21 protein-coding genes are annotated in these 17,192 nt (G+C 64.8%); 10 read left to right on the top strand and 11 right to left on the bottom strand.

Annotated features, from left to right (window positions below; genetic code table 11):
* Positions 1 to 107: 107 nt before the first annotated feature.
* The 4 genes from IB228_RS17780 to IB228_RS17765 are packed head-to-tail and all read left to right on the top strand — an operon-like array spanning position 108 to position 1,612.
* On the top strand, positions 108 to 770 hold the full coding sequence (locus tag IB228_RS17780; RefSeq protein WP_192199385.1) for a methyltransferase domain-containing protein: 663 nt from the start codon (positions 108 to 110) through the stop codon (positions 768 to 770).
* Positions 767 to 1,087, top strand: coding sequence for a YkgJ family cysteine cluster protein (locus IB228_RS17775; protein WP_183638045.1), 321 nt, complete (start codon positions 767 to 769; stop codon positions 1,085 to 1,087). The genes IB228_RS17780 and IB228_RS17775 overlap by 4 nt, the downstream gene beginning before the upstream one ends.
* 9 nt (positions 1,088 to 1,096) lie before the next feature.
* Positions 1,097 to 1,363: a hypothetical protein gene (locus tag IB228_RS17770; RefSeq protein ID WP_192199384.1), complete on the top strand. Its 267-nt coding sequence runs from the start codon at positions 1,097 to 1,099 to the stop codon at positions 1,361 to 1,363.
* A gap of 18 nt (positions 1,364 to 1,381) precedes the next feature.
* Entirely contained in the window at positions 1,382 to 1,612 is a 231-nt protein-coding gene (locus IB228_RS17765; RefSeq protein ID WP_192199449.1) for a hypothetical protein, read from the top strand.
* Positions 1,613 to 1,695: 83 nt separating this feature from the next.
* Here IB228_RS17765 and IB228_RS17760 read toward each other — a convergent pair whose 3' ends face one another.
* A complete protein-coding gene (locus IB228_RS17760) occupies positions 1,696 to 2,280 on the bottom strand; it encodes a hypothetical protein (RefSeq protein WP_225562519.1) in 585 nt (194 codons plus the stop codon).
* 51 nt (positions 2,281 to 2,331) lie between these two features.
* Here IB228_RS17760 and IB228_RS17755 point away from each other — a divergent pair, with 51 nt between their 5' ends.
* The 4 genes from IB228_RS17755 to IB228_RS17740 all read left to right on the top strand — a co-directional run bounded on the left by IB228_RS17755 (position 2,332) and on the right by IB228_RS17740 (position 6,126).
* The gene (locus IB228_RS17755) at positions 2,332 to 2,733 is read left to right on the top strand and encodes a helix-turn-helix domain-containing protein (protein WP_183638050.1); all 402 of its coding nucleotides are present in this window, start codon (positions 2,332 to 2,334) and stop codon (positions 2,731 to 2,733) included.
* 259 nt (positions 2,734 to 2,992) lie between these two features.
* Positions 2,993 to 4,861: an alpha/beta fold hydrolase gene (locus IB228_RS17750; RefSeq protein WP_192199383.1), complete on the top strand. Its 1,869-nt coding sequence runs from the start codon at positions 2,993 to 2,995 to the stop codon at positions 4,859 to 4,861.
* Positions 4,858 to 5,388 (top strand): hypothetical protein, encoded by a 531-nt coding sequence (locus IB228_RS17745; protein WP_192199382.1) that lies wholly within the window; start codon positions 4,858 to 4,860, stop codon positions 5,386 to 5,388. Before IB228_RS17750 ends, IB228_RS17745 begins: the two co-directional genes overlap by 4 nt.
* A gap of 300 nt (positions 5,389 to 5,688) precedes the next feature.
* Positions 5,689 to 6,126, top strand: a complete 438-nt coding sequence (locus IB228_RS17740; RefSeq protein ID WP_192199381.1) for a hypothetical protein — start codon at positions 5,689 to 5,691, stop codon at positions 6,124 to 6,126.
* Between the two features lie 94 nt (positions 6,127 to 6,220).
* On the opposite strand, the gene IB228_RS17735 is transcribed toward IB228_RS17740, so the two are convergent.
* The 5 genes from IB228_RS17735 to IB228_RS17715 all read right to left on the bottom strand — a co-directional run bounded on the left by IB228_RS17735 (position 6,221) and on the right by IB228_RS17715 (position 10,084).
* Complete coding sequence (locus IB228_RS17735) at positions 6,221 to 6,535, bottom strand: hypothetical protein (protein ID WP_192199380.1); 315 nt, start codon at positions 6,533 to 6,535, stop codon at positions 6,221 to 6,223.
* A 582-nt stretch (positions 6,536 to 7,117) separates the two neighbouring features.
* A complete protein-coding gene (locus IB228_RS17730) occupies positions 7,118 to 7,552 on the bottom strand; it encodes a hypothetical protein (protein WP_192199379.1) in 435 nt (144 codons plus the stop codon).
* Entirely contained in the window at positions 7,549 to 8,157 is a 609-nt protein-coding gene (locus IB228_RS17725; protein WP_192199378.1) for a hypothetical protein, read from the bottom strand. Before IB228_RS17725 ends, IB228_RS17730 begins: the two co-directional genes overlap by 4 nt.
* 56 nt (positions 8,158 to 8,213) lie before the next feature.
* Positions 8,214 to 8,699: a nuclear transport factor 2 family protein gene (locus tag IB228_RS17720; RefSeq protein ID WP_192199377.1), complete on the bottom strand. Its 486-nt coding sequence runs from the start codon at positions 8,697 to 8,699 to the stop codon at positions 8,214 to 8,216.
* 212 nt (positions 8,700 to 8,911) lie between these two features.
* Positions 8,912 to 10,084 (bottom strand): serine hydrolase domain-containing protein, encoded by a 1,173-nt coding sequence (locus IB228_RS17715; protein ID WP_192199376.1) that lies wholly within the window; start codon positions 10,082 to 10,084, stop codon positions 8,912 to 8,914.
* Positions 10,085 to 10,355: 271 nt separating this feature from the next.
* On the opposite strand from IB228_RS17715, the gene IB228_RS17710 reads away from it, so the two are divergent.
* Positions 10,356 to 10,577, top strand: a complete 222-nt coding sequence (locus tag IB228_RS17710) for a SymE family type I addiction module toxin (protein WP_192199375.1) — start codon at positions 10,356 to 10,358, stop codon at positions 10,575 to 10,577.
* Positions 10,578 to 10,649: 72 nt separating this feature from the next.
* On the opposite strand, the gene IB228_RS17705 is transcribed toward IB228_RS17710, so the two are convergent.
* The 5 genes from IB228_RS17705 to IB228_RS17685 all read right to left on the bottom strand — a co-directional run bounded on the left by IB228_RS17705 (position 10,650) and on the right by IB228_RS17685 (position 16,405).
* Positions 10,650 to 11,159 (bottom strand): hypothetical protein, encoded by a 510-nt coding sequence (locus tag IB228_RS17705; protein WP_192199374.1) that lies wholly within the window; start codon positions 11,157 to 11,159, stop codon positions 10,650 to 10,652.
* A gap of 181 nt (positions 11,160 to 11,340) precedes the next feature.
* On the bottom strand, positions 11,341 to 13,473 hold the full coding sequence (rlmKL, locus tag IB228_RS17700; RefSeq protein WP_192199373.1) for a bifunctional 23S rRNA (guanine(2069)-N(7))-methyltransferase RlmK/23S rRNA (guanine(2445)-N(2))-methyltransferase RlmL: 2,133 nt from the start codon (positions 13,471 to 13,473) through the stop codon (positions 11,341 to 11,343).
* 105 nt (positions 13,474 to 13,578) lie between these two features.
* Entirely contained in the window at positions 13,579 to 15,192 is a 1,614-nt protein-coding gene (locus tag IB228_RS17695) for an ABC-F family ATP-binding cassette domain-containing protein (RefSeq protein ID WP_192199372.1), read from the bottom strand.
* Between the two features lie 182 nt (positions 15,193 to 15,374).
* Positions 15,375 to 15,917: a hypothetical protein gene (locus IB228_RS17690; protein WP_192199371.1), complete on the bottom strand. Its 543-nt coding sequence runs from the start codon at positions 15,915 to 15,917 to the stop codon at positions 15,375 to 15,377.
* Positions 15,914 to 16,405 carry an MOSC domain-containing protein gene (locus IB228_RS17685; RefSeq protein ID WP_141456144.1) on the bottom strand — a complete coding sequence of 164 codons (492 nt, stop codon included), beginning with the start codon at positions 16,403 to 16,405 and terminating at the stop codon, positions 15,914 to 15,916. Before IB228_RS17685 ends, IB228_RS17690 begins: the two co-directional genes overlap by 4 nt.
* Before the next feature lie 86 nt (positions 16,406 to 16,491).
* Here IB228_RS17685 and IB228_RS17680 point away from each other — a divergent pair, with 86 nt between their 5' ends.
* Positions 16,492 to 17,058, top strand: coding sequence for an N-acetylmuramoyl-L-alanine amidase (locus tag IB228_RS17680; protein WP_192199370.1), 567 nt, complete (start codon positions 16,492 to 16,494; stop codon positions 17,056 to 17,058).
* Positions 17,059 to 17,192: the final 134 nt, after the last annotated feature.

The following is a 17,192-nucleotide window of genomic DNA, read 5'->3' as shown; positions in this document are numbered from 1 at the left end:
ATGGCGCGGCAACATCGTGCGTCCCGTCCGACCGTCCCTGCCGTCGCTCGCTGCGCTTTTCTTCACGCGTCACCGTCCTTCCGGCAGACGCACCTCCTGGAGTGCCCATGACGGGCTACCAAGTCCGCGAGACCCGCCACGCCGTGGGTGGTCACGTCTATCGCCTGCGCGTATTGAGCGACAAGCAGCAATTCGCCGACCCCGACGGCCATGGCGCGCGCATCGGTATTTCGTCGGCGCAGTGGAGTCTGTTCGGGCAGCTTTGGCCTGCGGGCCGCCTGCTGGCCCAGGCAATGCAGCGTTTTGACATCGCCGGCAAGCGCATCCTGGAGATCGGCTGCGGTATCGGCCTGGCCAGTCTGGTGCTGCAGAAGCGCGGCGCCAACGTGGTCGCATCGGACATGCATCCGCTGGCGGAGGTATTCCTGGCCTACAACGCCGCGCTGAATTGCCTGCCGGCGCTCAACTACCGGCAGCTCCGCTGGGATACCCCGCTGCCGTCACTGGGTCGCTTCGATGCGATCGTCGCCAGCGATGTCCTGTACGAGCGCGACAGCGCGGACGTACTGAGCGCCGTGATCGAACGCCATGCGGAACCCCGTGCGGAGGTGCTGATCACCGATCCCGGGCGCGGCAACAGTGCGCGCTTCAGCCACATGCTGGCGGCGCAGGGGTTCGGGGTGGAGGCCACGCCCTGTCCGATGGACGACCGCGACGCCCCTCCGCATCGCGGCCGGCTGCTGCACTACCGGCGGGGACTGGCCGCATGAGCGCCATCCCTGCTTCCGAATTGCCGCTGTGCGCGAGTTGCGATGCCGTGTGCTGCCGCCTGACGGTCGTGTTGCAGCCGGAAGACCGTATTCCCGCGCATCTGACCGAGCACACGCCGGCCGGCCTGACAGTGATGGCGCGCGATGCGGAAGGTTGGTGCGTGGCCATCGACGCGGCACGCATGTGTTGTTCCATCTATGACACACGACCCGATGTGTGTCGCCGCTTCGTCATGTTGGGACCCTACTGCCGCGCGGTGCGCACCGAATATCTGGACAGCACCTCGCGTGGCATCCCCCTGACGCTGTACTCATAGGAGAGCCGCATGTCCCGTCCCCACAAGCAGATACCGAACGCCGCGACCTCGCCGAAAGGCCACCGCGAAGTCAGCCGGATGTTCGCGCGCCACCCGGGCAGCAGCGACCGCGTCCCCCTCACGCACGAAACCCTGGCGGCCGACCTGGTCGCCTTCCACCGCGACGGCGGGACCATCGAAGTACTGGGCACGACGTACACGCGGAGCAAGCCAGGCCAGGACGGCAAGCCCATCCCGCCCGCTGACGGCAGCCCCGCCGCCAAACACCGACGCTGAGCGAACAGGAGTATCTCCTTGCCCGTTACCCCCAACTACGCCTTCGAGAAGCGCCAGCGCGAACTGGCCAAGAAAAAAAAGCTGGAAGAGAAGAAGAGCCGCAAACGCGATGCGGCTGCGTCCATGCCCGACACACCTCCACCCGATGCGGCGGCGCCCGGTACGGGAAGCGACACGGATCCGGAGCGCACGCCCGTGACGGCGTCGCCGCCGGAGCAGCCACGCATCTATCGCAAGCGTTCCCCTTGACCCGATCGCTACCGCGTTCCCGTCACCGCCCAGGTCCTGGAATGCATTGCCGAAGCGGGTCTTGAGGGTGTGATTCCGCCGCTCTACTCCGCATCCCCGATGCGCGTATCGACCGCAATCCAGTTGGTCTCCCAGTTGCGTCCGCCGTCGTCCGAATAAGCCTGCTCGAATCGCGCCGAGTCGGGGGTGATGTCGGAGATGACGAAGCGCACGAGGATGGCCTTGCCGTCTAGGTCTTCCTGGCCGTAGAACTCGCCGCGGCCGTTGCGGAAGACGCCGTGGACCGGGCGGGTCAGGGTGCCGCTGCGGGCGCCGGCGTAGTGCAGGCTCCACTGCCCGGCCTGCGGGTTGTACAGGCGCAGACTCACGCCTTCGATGTTTCCGGTCGGGCCCGCCACGCGCAGTTCGACCAGGTTGGCGCGTCCGTCCAGCACTTTCCGGACGACGCTGGTGCCGGCGTACTCCACCCACTCCTGCGAGCCGGACAACGGCTTGGCCAGCCGCCGCAGTTCGGTCTTCCAGGTGCCGATTTCCCAATCGAAGTCGTGCTGGCCGTCGCCCGGCGCGGCGGCGGGAGCGGCCTGCGGTGGCTGTGCCGGCGCGTTCATCGCCAGCAATGCCATGGCCAGGCAGGTGCCGCCGAGCCAGCTTCGTGCGGGGTTTTGCATCGTCTCGTCCCGTCTCCCATGATGCGCGCAGGATAGGAACGCGAGGCCAGCATGAACAAGAAGGTACCTGCGGGTAACCATGCCCGGCCCAATCCGCTCGAAGGCTGCCCGCTGGCGGCCGCCTTCGCGGCCATCGGCGGCAAATGGAAACTGACGATCCTCTACTGGCTGGCGCACGGCGAACTGCACTTCGCCGGCCTGCAACACCGCGTCACCCCGATCTCGAACAAGGTCCTCGCCGAACAGCTGCGGGAGCTCGAAGCCGATGGCCTGGTCGATCGCACTCCCACCGGCAGCGTGCCTGCGCCGGTGATTTACCAGCTGACGGCATACGGCAGGACCCTGTTGCCGATCGTCGAGGGGGTGCGGGTGTGGGGGGAAGGCCATTTGCGGCGAGCAGCGGCTGAACCACGATCAGACAGCATGGGATGTGGTGCAGCGGTCCCTGGTTGAAAGCACAACAAACGCGAGCAACAAAATAAAGCACGAATGGACCGATGCGGCGGGCATCTGTCCTAAGCGAAACGTCCTGAGGGGTTGGAAGCCCGATCCCACCCCGGCTAGACTTGCCATGGGGAACATCCAGGCATCCGGGGCAAAGGGAATTCAGAACATGGGGAAGGTTCCATCCACGGTACGCGTTGCTGCTGCCGTGATTTGTTTCGCTTGCGCAGCTCATTCCGGGTCCATACGGGCAGATGAGCCTACCGGTATGTCGCCGGCCTGGCTGGCCTTCCTCAAGCGCCCGACCATCGAGAATGTCCAGATATCGCCGGACGGAACGCGTCTGGCGGTCGCGGAGCGCGCGGATGACCGCACCTTCGTCACCATCCGCGAAACCAAGACGCTGACGTTGCTGACGCGCTTCAATCCAGGCGATGGTGGCGAGATCCATACGCTGCGCTGGCTGGATGATACGCGCTTTCTGGTATCGGCCAACGCGGTGATGGCGCGATACAACCTCGCGATCAACAAGCCGGTCATGGCAATCGTCCAGAGTGACGGCAAGGGTCGCTACATGGTGCCCGCCAACTTCCTGGCCACCATCGACGGCGATCCGGATCATCTGCTGGTCACGCAATGCACCAACTGGGGTGAAGGTGGCTGCTTCGACGCCGTGCACAAGGTGGAGATCGGACACACCAACCGCATCGGCGATGCCATCATCACCGCACCCGATCGCGACTCGGTGCTCTTCCCCGACCGGCGGGGCAACGTGCGATTCGCCACCTCCGTCGACGACAAGGCGGATACCAAGCTCCATGCACACATCGGCGAGGACAAGGGCTGGACGCTAGTCAATGACAGCAAGGAGAGTGGTGTCGACGTCTGGGCCATCGGCGTGGACCGTGACGGCGCCTCTGGTTTCCTGCAGGCGGAAAGGTCCAGCGGTCCGGACGTCATCGAGCGTTACGACTTCGCGACCGGCAAACGTACCGAGGTATATCGCCATGCGACTTCCGACCCCATCCGCTACATCCTCGCGTTCGACAAGTTGACCCCCATCGGGGCGTACTACGGCGCGACCCGGCCGCAGGCGGTGATCTGGAATGCCGCGCATCCCGACGCGCAGGCCATCGCCTCGATCATCGCGGCCTTCCCCGGACGTATCGTCAGTATCACCAGTACCTCCGCCGATGCCGGCAAGGCCATCGTCAGCACCGTTGGCGATCGCGACCCCGGCACCTGGTACCTGTATGACCGCGCGACCCAGAAGGCATCGCTGCTTGCACGCGCGAAATCATGGCTGACGGAAACAAGCCTCCCGAAGAACCAGGAAGTCGTTCTCACCGCGCGCGACGGCATCACGCTCCATGGCATCCTCACCCTGCCCCCCCAGGCGCCGGAGACCGGCTTGCCGATGGTCGTCGTGCCCCATGGGGGGCCGCATGGCGTGTACGACTCGGCCATGTATGACAGCGAAGCCGCGCTGCTCGCCAGCCAGGGCTATGCGGTTCTGCGGGTGAATTTCCGGGGCTCCGGCGGTTACGGCCGGCAATTCCAGCAGAGCGGCTGGATGCAATGGGGCCGCGCCATGCAGGACGACATCACCGACGCCACGAAATGGGCCATCGCCGAAGGCATCGCCGCACCGGACCGCATCTGCATCTCCGGCTGGAGTTACGGCGGCTACGCGGCGCTGATGGGCGCGGTTCGCGAGCCGTCGCTGTACCGCTGCGTCGTCGGTGGCGCGGGCCCCTACGATCTCGCCAAGCTGTACAAGTGGGGCAATATCCGCCGCAGCGATTACGGCCTGGAATACCTGGCGAAAGTGGTGGGGAAGGACCAGAAGGTGCTCGCGGAGCGCTCCCCGGTGGGTAACGCGGCCGCGGTCAAGGTGCCGGTGCTGATCGTGCACGGCAAGCTGGATGCCCGCGTCGACATCGCCCACGCCAGGCGCATGACCAAGGCGTTGCGCCAGGCAGGTGTCGAGGTGGAGTCCCACGAGTATACGAATGCGGGACACGGGTTGATGCTCGATGCCGACAAGGTCGATTTCTATACGCGGCTGCTCGCCTTCCTCGCGAAACACACGCAGGCGCGTACGGGTGCGGGTGCCCGTACCGCGGACGCGCAATGAGCGCCGAGGCCCGGATGTGGAAATGGCTATGGATGATGGGGATCACCCAGGTGCTGCTGATTGCAGTCCTGGCGACACTCTGGAGTTCGATGCCAGCAGCGGTACCAGCCGCTGATTCGGACCCTGCCCCCATCTGCTTCAACCGCGTGCCTGGCTCGGACAAACCCTGTCTCACCAGCTTCACCCGACTGGCGACCGCGCCGGGCGAGGTCGCCGGACGCAGAATCATCATCACCGGGTATCTCGCCATGCGCTACGGCGTCCCGATGCTGTATGCCAGTCAGCACGACTATGAGAACGACATCGCGGTCAACGCCCTGGCCATCGAGGGCGACCACCCAGCGCTGGAACAGTTGATCCGGCAATTTTCCTACCAGTATGTCGTCATGGACGGCGTCTTTCGCGAGAACGAACAGAATCTGGCATGGCTGGGGCGGCTGACTCCGCCATTCAAGGCATCCAAGCCCATCACACCGCTAAGACAGACGCACGAGGATGTGCTGGTGCCGGTCGAATTCATGAAGTAGCCGCGCGACAGGTCGGCCCTGATCTTGGCTCAAGATGGCGCCAATGCCGGCCAGCCTCAGGAACCGCGATCAGAGCGCGGTCTCGTCAGGCAAGTAGAGTCCTCTTCCTCTTTTTTTTTCGGCCCCATTCTTTACCCGCCCGACAGATTTCATGCATATGAAACTTACCGCGCTAGCCACCTTGTTGTTGTTGAGCACTCTGGTTGCGGATGTCAGCAGCACCGCCCCCGAGGCACCGCCCACCGGAGTGTTTTCCACCCTTACATGACGGTGAGCAGACCTGCGGGAGGAAATTGGCGGATGCAAAGCGAATCCGATTTCGAGGTGCGGTTTTCCCGTGGCGAGGCGACCAATTCCTTTGTCGCGGCCGTCGCGCTGTTCCGAATGGGACCCGCCGGCTCGCCCGAGGAGTATGAGGAGCTGATTAGAAGGTCATCCGCGAGCGACACCGACCCTCGGATGCCTGACCGGTATGAACTGCTGGAACAATCCATCAAGTATTCAAGCGAGCGAGCGTACCCATGCGTACGCTATCGGGCGACTTCAAAGGACCGGGGAGCCAAAGGCGCAAATGGACCGCTACTGTTGGAGCTGGATGGCCTGTATTGCCGTCATCCGGCGGATGAGTCCGTAGGCGTATCCATCCTGTATTCGCACCGTGGCCTGACGCGCCACGCGCACCTGAAAACCGACGCGGATGAGTTCATTCAGAACGTCGTCCTGCATGGATCCGAATAGCCTCATGCGTCACCCAGATGCCCCTCTTTCTAGCCGCTCTGGAACAGAAAAAGCACATCCTGTTCCGCAATGACAGTGCTTTGAACCCGGTCTTTTACCAGAACCGCTGTCCCTTTCGCGGTTTTGCGATCAGCTGCCAATCGTCCTCATAGACCACTGAACCCGGCTCCGAAGTCCTGAGTACTTCGACATGGTGGCCATGGCGGTCAAGCAGGTACTTGAGGTGCCACATGCGTCGGATGGCGTCCTCCGCCGCTGGCTTGAACCAGGAGATCGCTCGGCGATGCTCTAGCCGCTCCAGCACCCTGGGCACGAACAGCTGCTCGTTGAACCAGGACAACGCTTCGCGCAACTCCAGATGCTCATCCGAGGTCAGATCACCTTCATCGCGCAAGGTATGTGCAGCCACCAAGATTCCGCTGGCATAGCCAGAGTCTCGGTCCATTGCAAGCGTGGCGAATCGAATGAGCATTGATAGTGACCGAGAATCCGGCTCTCTTAACAACAAAGTACCGTGAACCGACCTTTCCGAAAATGGCATTGGCAAAGCGTGTTGCCCAGGGTATCTCGAAGCGCTGCCTGTGACGATGGATCTCGACGAGTCTGTCGTCGTTGAAAGTCAAGCGGACCGAATTTAAGAACTTGTCCGACCCATCAAGAAGTACGTCCCATTGGTCGTGCGCTTGCAGTTGTTCTATTCGTACCTGCGAAGGCGCGATGCTGAAGTGGTCCCCGGTTCTCGGACCGTAGCTGATATACACGACTGCACGCCGGTGGTCATTGAGGCTTCTGGCCGCCGCCAGCACTTCCTGCCTGGAAGCGCCGATGGTAAATCCGTAGGCCGTGCCGGAGACAACCGTCTCATCAAGATAGGTGGCCCAGAGATAACCCGTGTATCAGGCGACTGCCAGGAGGGGGGCGAGCATGGCAATGACCAGCATTCTTTTCCACGGTCGCATGGCGATATGTCTCCCTATCCCGATATCGCACTCTAAACGGGCGCTTCCGTAACAACCAATGCTACGGACTCCGCGCCCACCTTGATGCTCAAGCCGCTCATGAACATCGCAGCCACCTGTGTGCATCCCTCTATGGGTTCGTTCCTGGCAAAACCATTCATTTCCTCAACCATGTCGTCCCACATGAATCCGATTGCGCTCAGGCAGTCGTCCTCGGTGTATGGCATGTCCGGATCCCGCTCGCGGACCTTGAACAGGTAAACGCCGGAAAAGGCAAGACGAAGTTCAACGGGATCCGTTGGCTTCACCCATTTACGGGAGCGACGATGCCAGCGCAGTACCAAGGTCCGCTTCGTGGGGTTGTACAGGAACTCAACGAATTCGAAATCGTTATGAAGATCGAAACGCCTCGCATCGCACTGAAGCGAAATGAAATCATCCACGATTGATAACCCGAGCAACTTCACGAAGCGCTCCCTTTTGAAGGCACTTCCGCAACCAGTAGGCCCGCGAGTTCCGGGAGGGGCAAGTACCCAGTGGATTCGGGGCTGGATGGCAATGCCGTCACCTCGATGTACTGCACCTGCTCGGCGAGCGCGAGCTCACCGATGGCGCACTCCAGCATGATGAAGGTTCCTGTCAGGAATGCCTGCTCTCGGGCCGCATCGTAGTGTGCGTAGCCGACGCGAACGCCCAGTCCAGTCGGGTCGCTGGCGGATCGGAGTGGCATGAACCATGTCGCCTCTGGGCTGAATGTGATGTCTTCGTAGTCGGTGACGAAGCCGAATCCGCTGCCGGGCTTGAACGCGATGAACCTCCACCCTGGAATCGATGGCGCGGTTGCAACGAGGGTGCGGACCGCTGAGAAGTGGCGCGTGTCGCCTTCCGCCGAGATGATCAGCTCGTTGTGTCCGTCCTCTGCCCTCCCGGTCTCGAACCAGAGATGGGGGCAATACTCGTGCAGGGCGTCCAGCAATTCGTCGAGCAGTTGCTCTTTCTCCGGCACCTCAATGTCACGAAACCTCGCCTCGCTTCGCTCGAACCAGGACCAGAATGTACGTTGTTCTTCCATGCGATGCCCACTGCCTCATATCCGAATCCCGGGATGTTTGATAGCCGCCCCGCTCTTCAAGGCGTATCCGAAGCACGCCGGGGCTTCGGCGGTGCGTTCTGATTGTCCATGTCCGAGAAGATCAGCCACGGCTGGCCGGGGGTGCGGCGGAGCGTGAGGGTGAACTTGCCGGTGTCGCCGGGTCCATCGCCGTAGCCGTAGGCGCCGACGATGTAACCGCTCGTAGCTTCGGTGTGAAAGGCGAGCGCGCGTAGCCGCAGCGGGCCGCCGCTTCCGCCTTCATAGGCGGCCTGGATGGCCTTGCGTCCGCGGACGGGCGGACGATTGCTTTGCAGGATGAAGCCATCCTCCGCGAACAGCGCCGCCAAGGCCGCCGCATCTCCTGCGCGCCAGGCGCGCTCGTAGTCGCGGAGTATCCGGTCCAGTTCGGGTGGCAGCGCGATGCTGGGAACGCTTGTGGGCTCTGGAGCATCTTGTGAAAAAGCCGGTCCCGCAACCAGCATCAGGGCGAAGGCGACAACAGCAAGAAAAGGACGGCTCATAGGTCTCAACCCAATTGGAGTTCGCTAGTTGGAACAACGGAATGGAGCCTCAATAGGCGGATCAGTATCACGGAGTCAGAAAACCCACACCGCCTCTGTTTTTTCAACCGTGCTACCCCCCTGTCGAGTGGATGTCCTTTCGGCCAGAAACGGTCATTCAAAACTACTCAGCCAAGCCGGGGTGCAAAACGCGACCGGGACAGGCTCTAACTCTAACCGGAGACGTTTTCTCGCGCAGCGATTCGCTCAACCAATGTATTGATCGCTGCCTCCATGGCGCCGGCAGTCTGGTCGCCGCTTTGGTTGGTGATTACGAAAATTCCCAAATCGTACTTCGGCAGGATGTAGATGTAGCACTGCGAGCGGGGCACGCCGCCATGATGGGCGTAGTAAACACCCTTCAAGCGGTCGCCGGCGACGATGTTCCAGAAATAGCCGATGCTGAACTCGTAATCGAATTTCACAAGCGTACGATGCGACTCCTTCACCACGGGCCCGTCGGCCAACTGGAATTCAAGGTACTTCACCATCTCCGGGACAGTCGCCTTCACGTTTCCGGATGCGCCCCAGGGCAACTGGGGCATCGGCGTTGTCGGTACCGCGTTGTCGCTGTGATAGCCGATCGCAAGTCGGGGAATTTCGGCATCGCTCAGTCTGATTCCGAGGTCCGTCATCGCCGCGGAATCGCGAAAGAATCCGCGCAACAGAGACTCGTAGTCGCTCTTGTATACCGTTTCCAGAATATGCGCCGTCAACTCGGTTCCGGCACTGGAGTAGGCGTAGTCTTTTCCGGGCGCCTCGTGAATCTCGACAGCGTGCAGGTCCCTGAAGAAATCAGCCTTGTCGTAGCGCGCATAGATGGCATTGAGCTCTTGGGGCGTACGCTGATCGGTGAAGTCCGCGAGTACCGTGTTCGCGCGTTCCGGCAACATGTTCGGCAGCCCGCTCGTATGCGACAGCAGGTGACGGATGCGAATGGGATCGCCCTTGTACTGCAGGTTCGGATAGTCCCCTTGCAGATACCTCCGAACATCATCATCCAAACCAAGCCTGCGCTCCAGGACGGCATTGGCCATCAGGGTTCCCGCCAGGGTCTTGCTCAGCGAACCGATTTCGTAGAGGGTCGCATCGGTCGGAGGGCCCGGCCTGCCAGCTTCCATGTCGCCGCGATGACGGATGAATTGCTGGCCCCGATATACGACTGCGATCGAGGTCGAGTGCAGCAATGGCTGCTCTATCAGTGTTGCGGCGACCTCATCGATGTCCGCTCCCAGATCCTGCGCCGGCACATGCTCGCCCTTGCAGCCCGCAGCCAAGAGCGTGGCGGACAATACGAAGTAGTTGAACCACGGCCTGTTTCGAACAATCCTCGAAATCGCTTGCATGCGTCAGTGCTTGAAGGGCCGTGGAAAGGATTCCCAAGATAGCCGATTGCCGGCGCCAGCGCCTGCATCTGTTCTCGCAGAAGCCGCCCCAGGCGCCAACCAGAAGACGGGTGTGGAAGTCCGCTTCGGGACATAAGCCGTCAACCGACAAACAGCGTCATGGTCTTCAGCCTTTGAGGGACTAGTTTAGTCCCCGGTGCTCAACACACCTCCCCCGCTAGCGGTGTCCGCGTCCGTCCTCGCGGTTTTCCGATATCGACCGGAGGCCAACATGGCAGGCAACAAATCCCGCCGCCCCTTCCCGCGTGAGCGCCAACTCAAAATCGGCTACGCCTATTACCCTCACACCGGCAAAGGCCGCCCCACCCCGCCCTTCCCCTCGCTGCGCCTGCAAGGCCGCTGGCTGGAACGGGCCGGCTTTTCGATTGGTCAGAGCATCCAGGTACGCATACGCGCCGGCCGTCTGGTGCTGGAGCCGGTGAAGTCGGATTGAGGAGGTAAGCCCGCCGCCCCGCTCTGCGGGGCAGCGTTGCCTGGATCCGGAGGAGAGTCTCAAGTCGGGAAGCTAGTCGCTCTTGATCCGATTGAGCACGCGGTTAAGCACATCAAGCTGGCTCTCCAGGGTAGGCGCCGCCTTTGAGCTCAGTGACTTCTTTGTTTCCGCCCGAGCGATCAGGTCAAGAACGAAGTGTTCGATGCTTTCCATCTTCCGAGCCATTGCAAGATTTCTATCCGTTTCGTTATCGAACAGGGAGGCCAGATCTCTTGCAATACCCAGTAGTTCGTCCACGGCGTAAGGCTCATGCGCGATCTCGACGGCACTTCCTTGGACGGTCCTTTCCTCCCAATCCCCATCAGACATGGCTGAGAATGAGACTGGGGTAGCCGAGTAATCGACAAGCAAGGACTCGCGAAACACCTCGAAGGCCTGGGTTGCGGCCAAGCGGTCTATCGGCTCCACTACCGTTACCACAAGAACGGGGCAATCGGAGTTCGGAAGGAAGGTGTCGGGAATGAACCTCGCAGTTATCCTCTTTTCGGCTTCTGTGATGCCTGCCAGCATGTACCAGGACATATAGAGATCGCTGCCTCCTTGGTAACGAATGTGGGTGCGGACTTTTGTCTGAGCCCTAGCCTCGGCAAAGTTTAAGAAACGCAGCTCATGTCAACAATCGCTGTTCCCCGGCTTCGACACCGGTTAAGCCGGATCAGGAGATAGACCCACCGCCCCGGTCTACGGGGCGGCGGTATCCGGCTCAGAAGCGGGTGAGCTTCCAGCAGCGGTGGATGCGGGCGTTGCGCTCGAAATCCGGGGGGATGGTCTGCGGGGTGATGTCCTCGCAACGGGCGAAGGCGGCGATTTCGTTTTCGTCCAGGCGGAAGCGGCGGAAGTTGTTGCTGAAGTACAGCACGCCGTGGGGCGCCAGCCGGGCGACCGCCGCGCGCAGCAGGCGCACGTGTTCCTTCTGGATGTCGAAGTCGTCGGCGCGGGCGGAGTTGGAGAAGGTGGGCGGGTCGCAGAAGATCAGGTCGTATTCGCCCTGCTCGGCTTCCAGCCAGCGCACGGCGTCGGCCTGCACGAGGCGATGCTGGGCGCCGCCGAAGTTATTGCCGGCCAGATTGCGCCCGCACCATTCCAGGTAGGTGCCGGACAGGTCCACGCTGGTGGTGGTGGCCGCGCCGCCGACGGCGGCCTGCACGCTGGCGACACCGGTGTAGCTGAAAAGGTTGAGGAAGCGCTTGCCGCGCGCTTCCTGGGCCATGCGCCGGCGCAGCGGGCGGTGATCCAGGAACAGGCCGGTGTCGAGGTAGTCGAACAGGTTGACCTGCAGGCGGGCGTTGTTTTCCCGCACCCACAGGGTCTGGTCCTTCTGGTCGAAGCGGCCGTATTTGCTGCCGCCCTTGCCGCGCGCGCGCGACTTGATCGCCACCCGCTCCGGCGGCGCGGCGAAGACTTCGCGCGCGGCGGCCAGCAGTTCGCTGAAACGACGGCGCACGTCGGTTTCCGGGATGCTGGCCGGGGCGGCGTATTCCTGGATGTGCAGGTAGGTGCCGCCGTCGTTCTCGGCTTCGTACACGTCGATGGCGGCGGCGTATTCGGGCAGGTCGGCGTCGTAGGCGCGATAGCAGGTGACGTCCTCGCGGGCGCGCCAGCTCTTGAGCTTCTTGAGGTTCTTGCGGATGCGGTTGGCGACCATCTGCGCGCCTTCGCTGAGCGGGCGCGGTTCGCTGCGCTCGCGGGCGGGCGCGGCGACGGGGTCGCAGACGATCAGCGCGCACTCGATGGCGCCGTTGAATACCTGGTATTTCTTCTGCGCGCGCAGGCCGGTGGCGTGGGCCAGATCGGCGTTGCCGCACAGCAGGCTGGCGCGCCAGCCGGGCACGGCGCGTTGCAGCGCGTCACCGAGCATGCGGTACAGCGCCGCGTCGGCGGCCAGACGCTCGTCGTAGGGCGGATTGCAGACCACCAGGCCGCCGCCTTCGCCGGGGGCTTCCAGTTGGGCGACGTCGCGGGTCTGGAATTGAATCTGTCCGGCCAATCCCGCCAGGGTCGCGTTCTCGCTGGCGGCACGGATGGCGCGTGAATCCAGATCGCTGCCGAAGAAGCGCGGTTGCAGCGCGCGGCGGCCCTCGGCCTCGCGGGCGACGGCGTCGGCGAACAGATCGCGCCAGGCCTGCGTGTCGAAGCCCAGCCAGCGCGTCGGCAGCGCGTTGCCGTGGCGTTGCAGGCCGGGGGCGACGTCGGCCGCCATCAGCGCGCCTTCAATCAACAGGGTGCCGCTGCCGCACATGGGATCCAGCAGCGCGCCACCGGCGTGGTACAGCGCCGGCCAACCGCCGCGCATCAGCACGCCAGCGGCGAGGTTTTCCTTCAGCGGCGCCTCGTTCTGTTCGCGGCGCCAGCCGCGGCGGTGCATCGGACCACCGCCGAGATCAATCGACAGCGTGGCGCGGCCTTTGCGCAGCGACAGGTTGATGCGCACGTCCGGCTGTTCGACATCCACCGAAGGACGTTCCAGTCCCTGCTGGCGCAGGCGATCCACCACCGCGTCCTTGATCCGCTGGGCGGCGTAGCGCGCGTGGGTGATGGTCTGGCCGGAGACGTGCGCGTCCACCGCGAGGGTGAGTTCCGGGCGCAGGTGGTTTTCCCAGGCGATGGCAGCGGCGCCGTCGTAGAGCGCCTGTTCGTCCGGGCAGTCGTAATCAGCGATGGGCCACAGCACGCGGCTGGCCAGGCGCGACCACAGCACGGCGCGCTGGGCGTCGCGTAGTTCGCCTTCGACGTTGACGCCGGCGATGGTGGCGGTGGCGCGGTGGGCGCCCAGCGCCGTCAGCTCGTCGGCGAGCAGGTACTCCAGGCCCTTGGCGCAGGAAACAAAGAACTTCAAGTGGACTCCGGAACTCGGGACGACGGGGCGCGGACGGGCGCGGTTTTGCCGGGCAATTTTGCCGGATCGGGGGTGGAAACACACGGAAAACCGGCTCCGTGCGCGTCAGGCGAGCGACAGGGCCCAGCTTTCCCGCGACAGCTCCAGGCGGTGGGTCAGGTCCAGCCGCTCCAGCAGGGCCTCGTCGTGGGAGACCACGGCCAGCGCGCCGCGGTACTGGCGCAGCATGCTTTCCAACGCCTCCAGCCCGGCCAGATCCAGATGGTTGCCGGGTTCGTCCAGCAACAGCAGACCGGCCGGCTGCGCGGCGTACAACACGCAGGCCAACGCGGCCTTGAGGCGCTCGCCGCCGCTGAGTTTCGCGCTGGGACCGTCGATGTGGCCGGCGTCCAGTCCGAGCAGCGCCAGCCGGGTGCGCAGTGCCGCCTCGCCCGCGTCCGGGTTGGCCTCGCGCAGCTGCGCCAGCACGCTGGCGTCGGGATCCAGCCCGGCCAGGCGCTGATCCAGCCATGCCACCGGCACGTGCGCGCGGCGGCGCCCGGACAGCGGCGGCACCTGCCCGGCCAGCACCTTGAGCAGCGTGGATTTTCCGCTGCCGTTGGCGCCGGTGATGCCGATGCGCTGGCGGCCGGTGATCGACAGGTTCACGCCGTGGGCGGTGGCGGGCACGAACGGCAGCACCGCGTCTTCCAGGCGCAGGGCGATGCGGTCCTGCGCGGAAGTCGCATCGGGCGCGAACAGGGCCAGTTCCACCGTCGGCTCCTGCCTGCGCGCGGCCTCGCGCAACTGCGCGCCGAGTTGTTCGCGCGCGGCCTGCTGGCGGGCGGCGAAGCGGCCGGCGCTATCCTCGCTGCGATCCTTGCGCAGGCCCATCAGGATCGGCGCCTGGTTGGCGTCGCGCGCGTCGCGGTTGCCGCGTGCCTGCCGACGCTGCTGGCGTTCGCGCTGTTCGCGCAGCGCGCGTTCCTGGCGCTGCACGGCGGCTTTGGTCTGTTCGAGCTCGCGTTGCGCCTGCGCCTGTTCCTCGTCCTTGCGCGCGGCGTAGAAACCGTAGCCGCCACCGTAGGTCCGCAGGCCGTGCGGCGACAGTTCCTCGATACGGGCGAAGGTGTCGAGCAGGCGGCGGTCGTGGCTGATCACCAGCAGGCCGTTCTGCCATTGCGCGAGTTGCGCGTGCAGGCGCTGGCGTTGCGGCGCGTCGAGGTGGTTGCTGGGCTCGTCGAGAATCAGGAAGTCGGCCTCGGACAGGAAGGCGCCGGCCAGCGCCACGCGCATCGCCTCGCCGCCGCTGAGGGTGTCGGCGGCGCGATCCGGCGCGAGACCCGGCAGGCCCTGCGCGTCCAATGCCTGCGCGAGTTGCTGGCGGATGTCCCAGCGATCGCCCAATGCATCGAAATCGCGCACGTCGGCGCTGCCGGCCTCGATGCGCGCGAGCGCGTCCAGCGGGCCATCGACACCGGCGAGCGAGGCGACGGTGGCGCCGGGCGGCACGCGGATCTGTTGCGGCAGGTAGTGCACGCGGCCGCTGGCGGCGCGCTTGCCGGCGGTCGGTTCGACCTCTCCGGCCAGCAGGCGCGCAAGCACGCTCTTGCCGACGCCATTGCGCCCCACCAGCCCGGTCGGACGGCCGTCCAGGTGCAGGTCGAGATCGGAGAAAAGGATCCTGCCGTCGGGCAGGGACAGCGACGCGCGGTCGAGCGTCAGGAAAGGATTCGTCATGCGGATTCCATGTGATGCCACAAGAACTCCCTCGGCGCGGGGCCGGCGGGAACCTGGGCCGTCTGAAGCGACGGCGGCATCAATGGCGCATGGGCGTGGACACCTGGGACGAATCGAGGCCGCGATTCTAGCGGCAGTCGCGCGCCCGCGGCCAGACGCGGGCTGAACGCGGTGCGGAGGAGTTACAGCGAGGCCAGCAGTTGGCCGAAGGCGTCGGCGGAAGCTTCGACGTGCGAAGACAGGCGATGCGCGTCGTCGACCATCAGCAGGCGCGCGCGGCGGGCGTGGGCCCAGTCGACGACAAGCTGCGCGGGAATCAGTTCGTCATCCCAGCCGTGGATGACCGAAATCGGCACGGGCGCGGCGTCCAGCCCCGGCAGCGGGCCCATGGTGGTGGGCGGCGCCATCAGGAACAGCCCGCGCACCGGCACTTCCAGCGAGATGCGGCCGGCAATGTAGGCGCCGAGACTGGAGCCGGCGAGCACCAGCGGGCCGCGGCTGGCGGCGGCGAGCGCGAGGCCGCGCAGGCGCTCCAGCCGCGCGGGCACGTCGCCGAGCGAGCTGATGTCGCGGCGGGCGTCCAGATCGGTGTAGTCGGGGCGTTCGTGGGTCCAGCCCAGACGCTCGGCGACGTCCGCCAGCGCGGTGACCTTGGTGGCGTCGGGGCCGCTTTCGAAACCGTGCGAGAGGATGCAGTGGCCACGAAGCCGGGAGGGCTGGCTCACAGCGCCTCCACCCGATCGCCGATGCGGAACACGCCGCCTTCAAGGATGCGCGCGCACAGGCCGCCGTGGCCGCGCATGGCGTTGTAGCCGCCGGGGCCGAGCGCGTCTTCCATGCGCGAGCAGGGATCGCATTCGTCGGTGCCTTCCAGTACGACGTCGCCGATGCGGAAGCGGCGCTCCTTCAGCGCGATCAGCGGAATGCCGGAGACCACCACATTCCGTCGCAGCAGCGCCGGTTGCAGATCCGCACGCGCGGCCAGCGCGGCGATGGCCGGCAGGTGTTCGGCCTGGATGAGGGTGATGCCGCGCTTGCCGCTGCCGCCGGCATAGCGATCGCCGACCAGGCCGATGCCGGTGACGGCTTCGACCTGCTGCACCGGCACCATCGCCACATCGCGGGCGGGACGCAGGCCGATCCATTCGACCTGGCCGGCGCGCGGCAGGCGGGCCATCAACTGGGCAAGCGGGGAATCGGGAGACAGGGGCATGGGGGGCATCCCGCCGCGACGGCCGCGGCGCAGGCCGCCAGTTTACTTGAGCCGCGCGCGGGTATCGGCCTGCTAGCATGCCCGGCATGTCCGACGCGCCCGCCATCCACTCCGCTCCCCTGCCCTATGAAACCCGGCTGGAGCCGCGCCCGCTGGCACAGGTGGATCTGGTGGTGATCCATTGCACCGAGCTGCCGGATCTGGCGACGGCGCGGCGGTTTGGCGAGGAGATCCTGTATCCGGGGTCGGGCACCGGCAACAGCGGGCACTTCTACATCGATCGCGACGGCAGCGTGCACCAGTACGTGGCGCTGGATCGGGTGGCGCACCATGTGCGCGGTTACAACCCGCGGGCGATCGGGATCGAACTGGTGAACATCGGGCGCTATCCGCATTGGCTGGCGAGTGATCACCAGCGGATGGAGGAGTCGTATACCGCGGCGCAGATCGAGGCATTGATTGCGCTGCTGCGCTGGCTGCCTTCGCAGTTGCCGGCGTTGCGGTGGATTGCCGGACACGAGGATCTGGATCGGACGCTGGAGCCGGCGAGCGATGATCCGGCTGTGCAGGTGCAGCGGAAGCTGGATCCGGGGCCGATGTTTCCGTGGGAACGGGTGATGGCGGCCGTGGGGCTGGCGCGGTTGGAGCCCTGATGGGGTTTTCTTGTGGGAGCGACGTCAGTCGCGACCGGAAGCCATCGGTCGCGACTGACGTCGCTCCTACAGGGTGGTTTCCCGCCAAAAGCAAATCCCCCTCGGTCCCCCTTCTGCGAAGGGGGAGGCAAAGC

Origin of the sequence: Pseudoxanthomonas sp. PXM04 (assembly GCF_014851695.1) — a bacterium.
Taxonomy (GTDB): Bacteria; Pseudomonadota; Gammaproteobacteria; order Xanthomonadales; family Xanthomonadaceae; genus Pseudoxanthomonas_A; species Pseudoxanthomonas_A beigongshangi.
This window is presented reverse-complemented; position numbering and strand designations above follow the sequence as displayed.

Bases quoted from the DNA above. Each gene is read 5' to 3' on its own strand.
- IB228_RS17750 (WP_192199383.1), top strand. From the start codon at position 2,993: ATGTCGCCGGCCTGGCTGGCCTTCCTCAAGCGCCCGACCATCGAGAAT.
- IB228_RS17695 (WP_192199372.1), bottom strand. From the start codon at position 15,192: ATGACGAATCCTTTCCTGACGCTCGACCGCGCGTCGCTGTCCCTGCCC.
- IB228_RS17745 (WP_192199382.1), top strand. From the start codon at position 4,858: ATGAGCGCCGAGGCCCGGATGTGGAAATGGCTATGGATGATGGGGATC.
- IB228_RS17720 (WP_192199377.1), bottom strand. From the start codon at position 8,699: ATGAGCCGTCCTTTTCTTGCTGTTGTCGCCTTCGCCCTGATGCTGGTT.
- IB228_RS17780 (WP_192199385.1), top strand. From the start codon at position 108: ATGACGGGCTACCAAGTCCGCGAGACCCGCCACGCCGTGGGTGGTCAC.
- IB228_RS17715 (WP_192199376.1), bottom strand. From the start codon at position 10,084: ATGCAAGCGATTTCGAGGATTGTTCGAAACAGGCCGTGGTTCAACTAC.
- IB228_RS17685 (WP_141456144.1), bottom strand. From the start codon at position 16,405: ATGCCCCTGTCTCCCGATTCCCCGCTTGCCCAGTTGATGGCCCGCCTG.
- IB228_RS17725 (WP_192199378.1), bottom strand. From the start codon at position 8,157: ATGGAAGAACAACGTACATTCTGGTCCTGGTTCGAGCGAAGCGAGGCG.
- IB228_RS17740 (WP_192199381.1), top strand. From the start codon at position 5,689: ATGCAAAGCGAATCCGATTTCGAGGTGCGGTTTTCCCGTGGCGAGGCG.
- IB228_RS17705 (WP_192199374.1), bottom strand. From the start codon at position 11,159: ATGTCCTGGTACATGCTGGCAGGCATCACAGAAGCCGAAAAGAGGATA.
- IB228_RS17710 (WP_192199375.1), top strand. From the start codon at position 10,356: ATGGCAGGCAACAAATCCCGCCGCCCCTTCCCGCGTGAGCGCCAACTC.
- IB228_RS17770 (WP_192199384.1), top strand. From the start codon at position 1,097: ATGTCCCGTCCCCACAAGCAGATACCGAACGCCGCGACCTCGCCGAAA.
- IB228_RS17755 (WP_183638050.1), top strand. From the start codon at position 2,332: ATGAACAAGAAGGTACCTGCGGGTAACCATGCCCGGCCCAATCCGCTC.
- IB228_RS17760 (WP_225562519.1), bottom strand. From the start codon at position 2,280: ATGCAAAACCCCGCACGAAGCTGGCTCGGCGGCACCTGCCTGGCCATG.
- IB228_RS17775 (WP_183638045.1), top strand. From the start codon at position 767: ATGAGCGCCATCCCTGCTTCCGAATTGCCGCTGTGCGCGAGTTGCGAT.
- IB228_RS17680 (WP_192199370.1), top strand. From the start codon at position 16,492: ATGTCCGACGCGCCCGCCATCCACTCCGCTCCCCTGCCCTATGAAACC.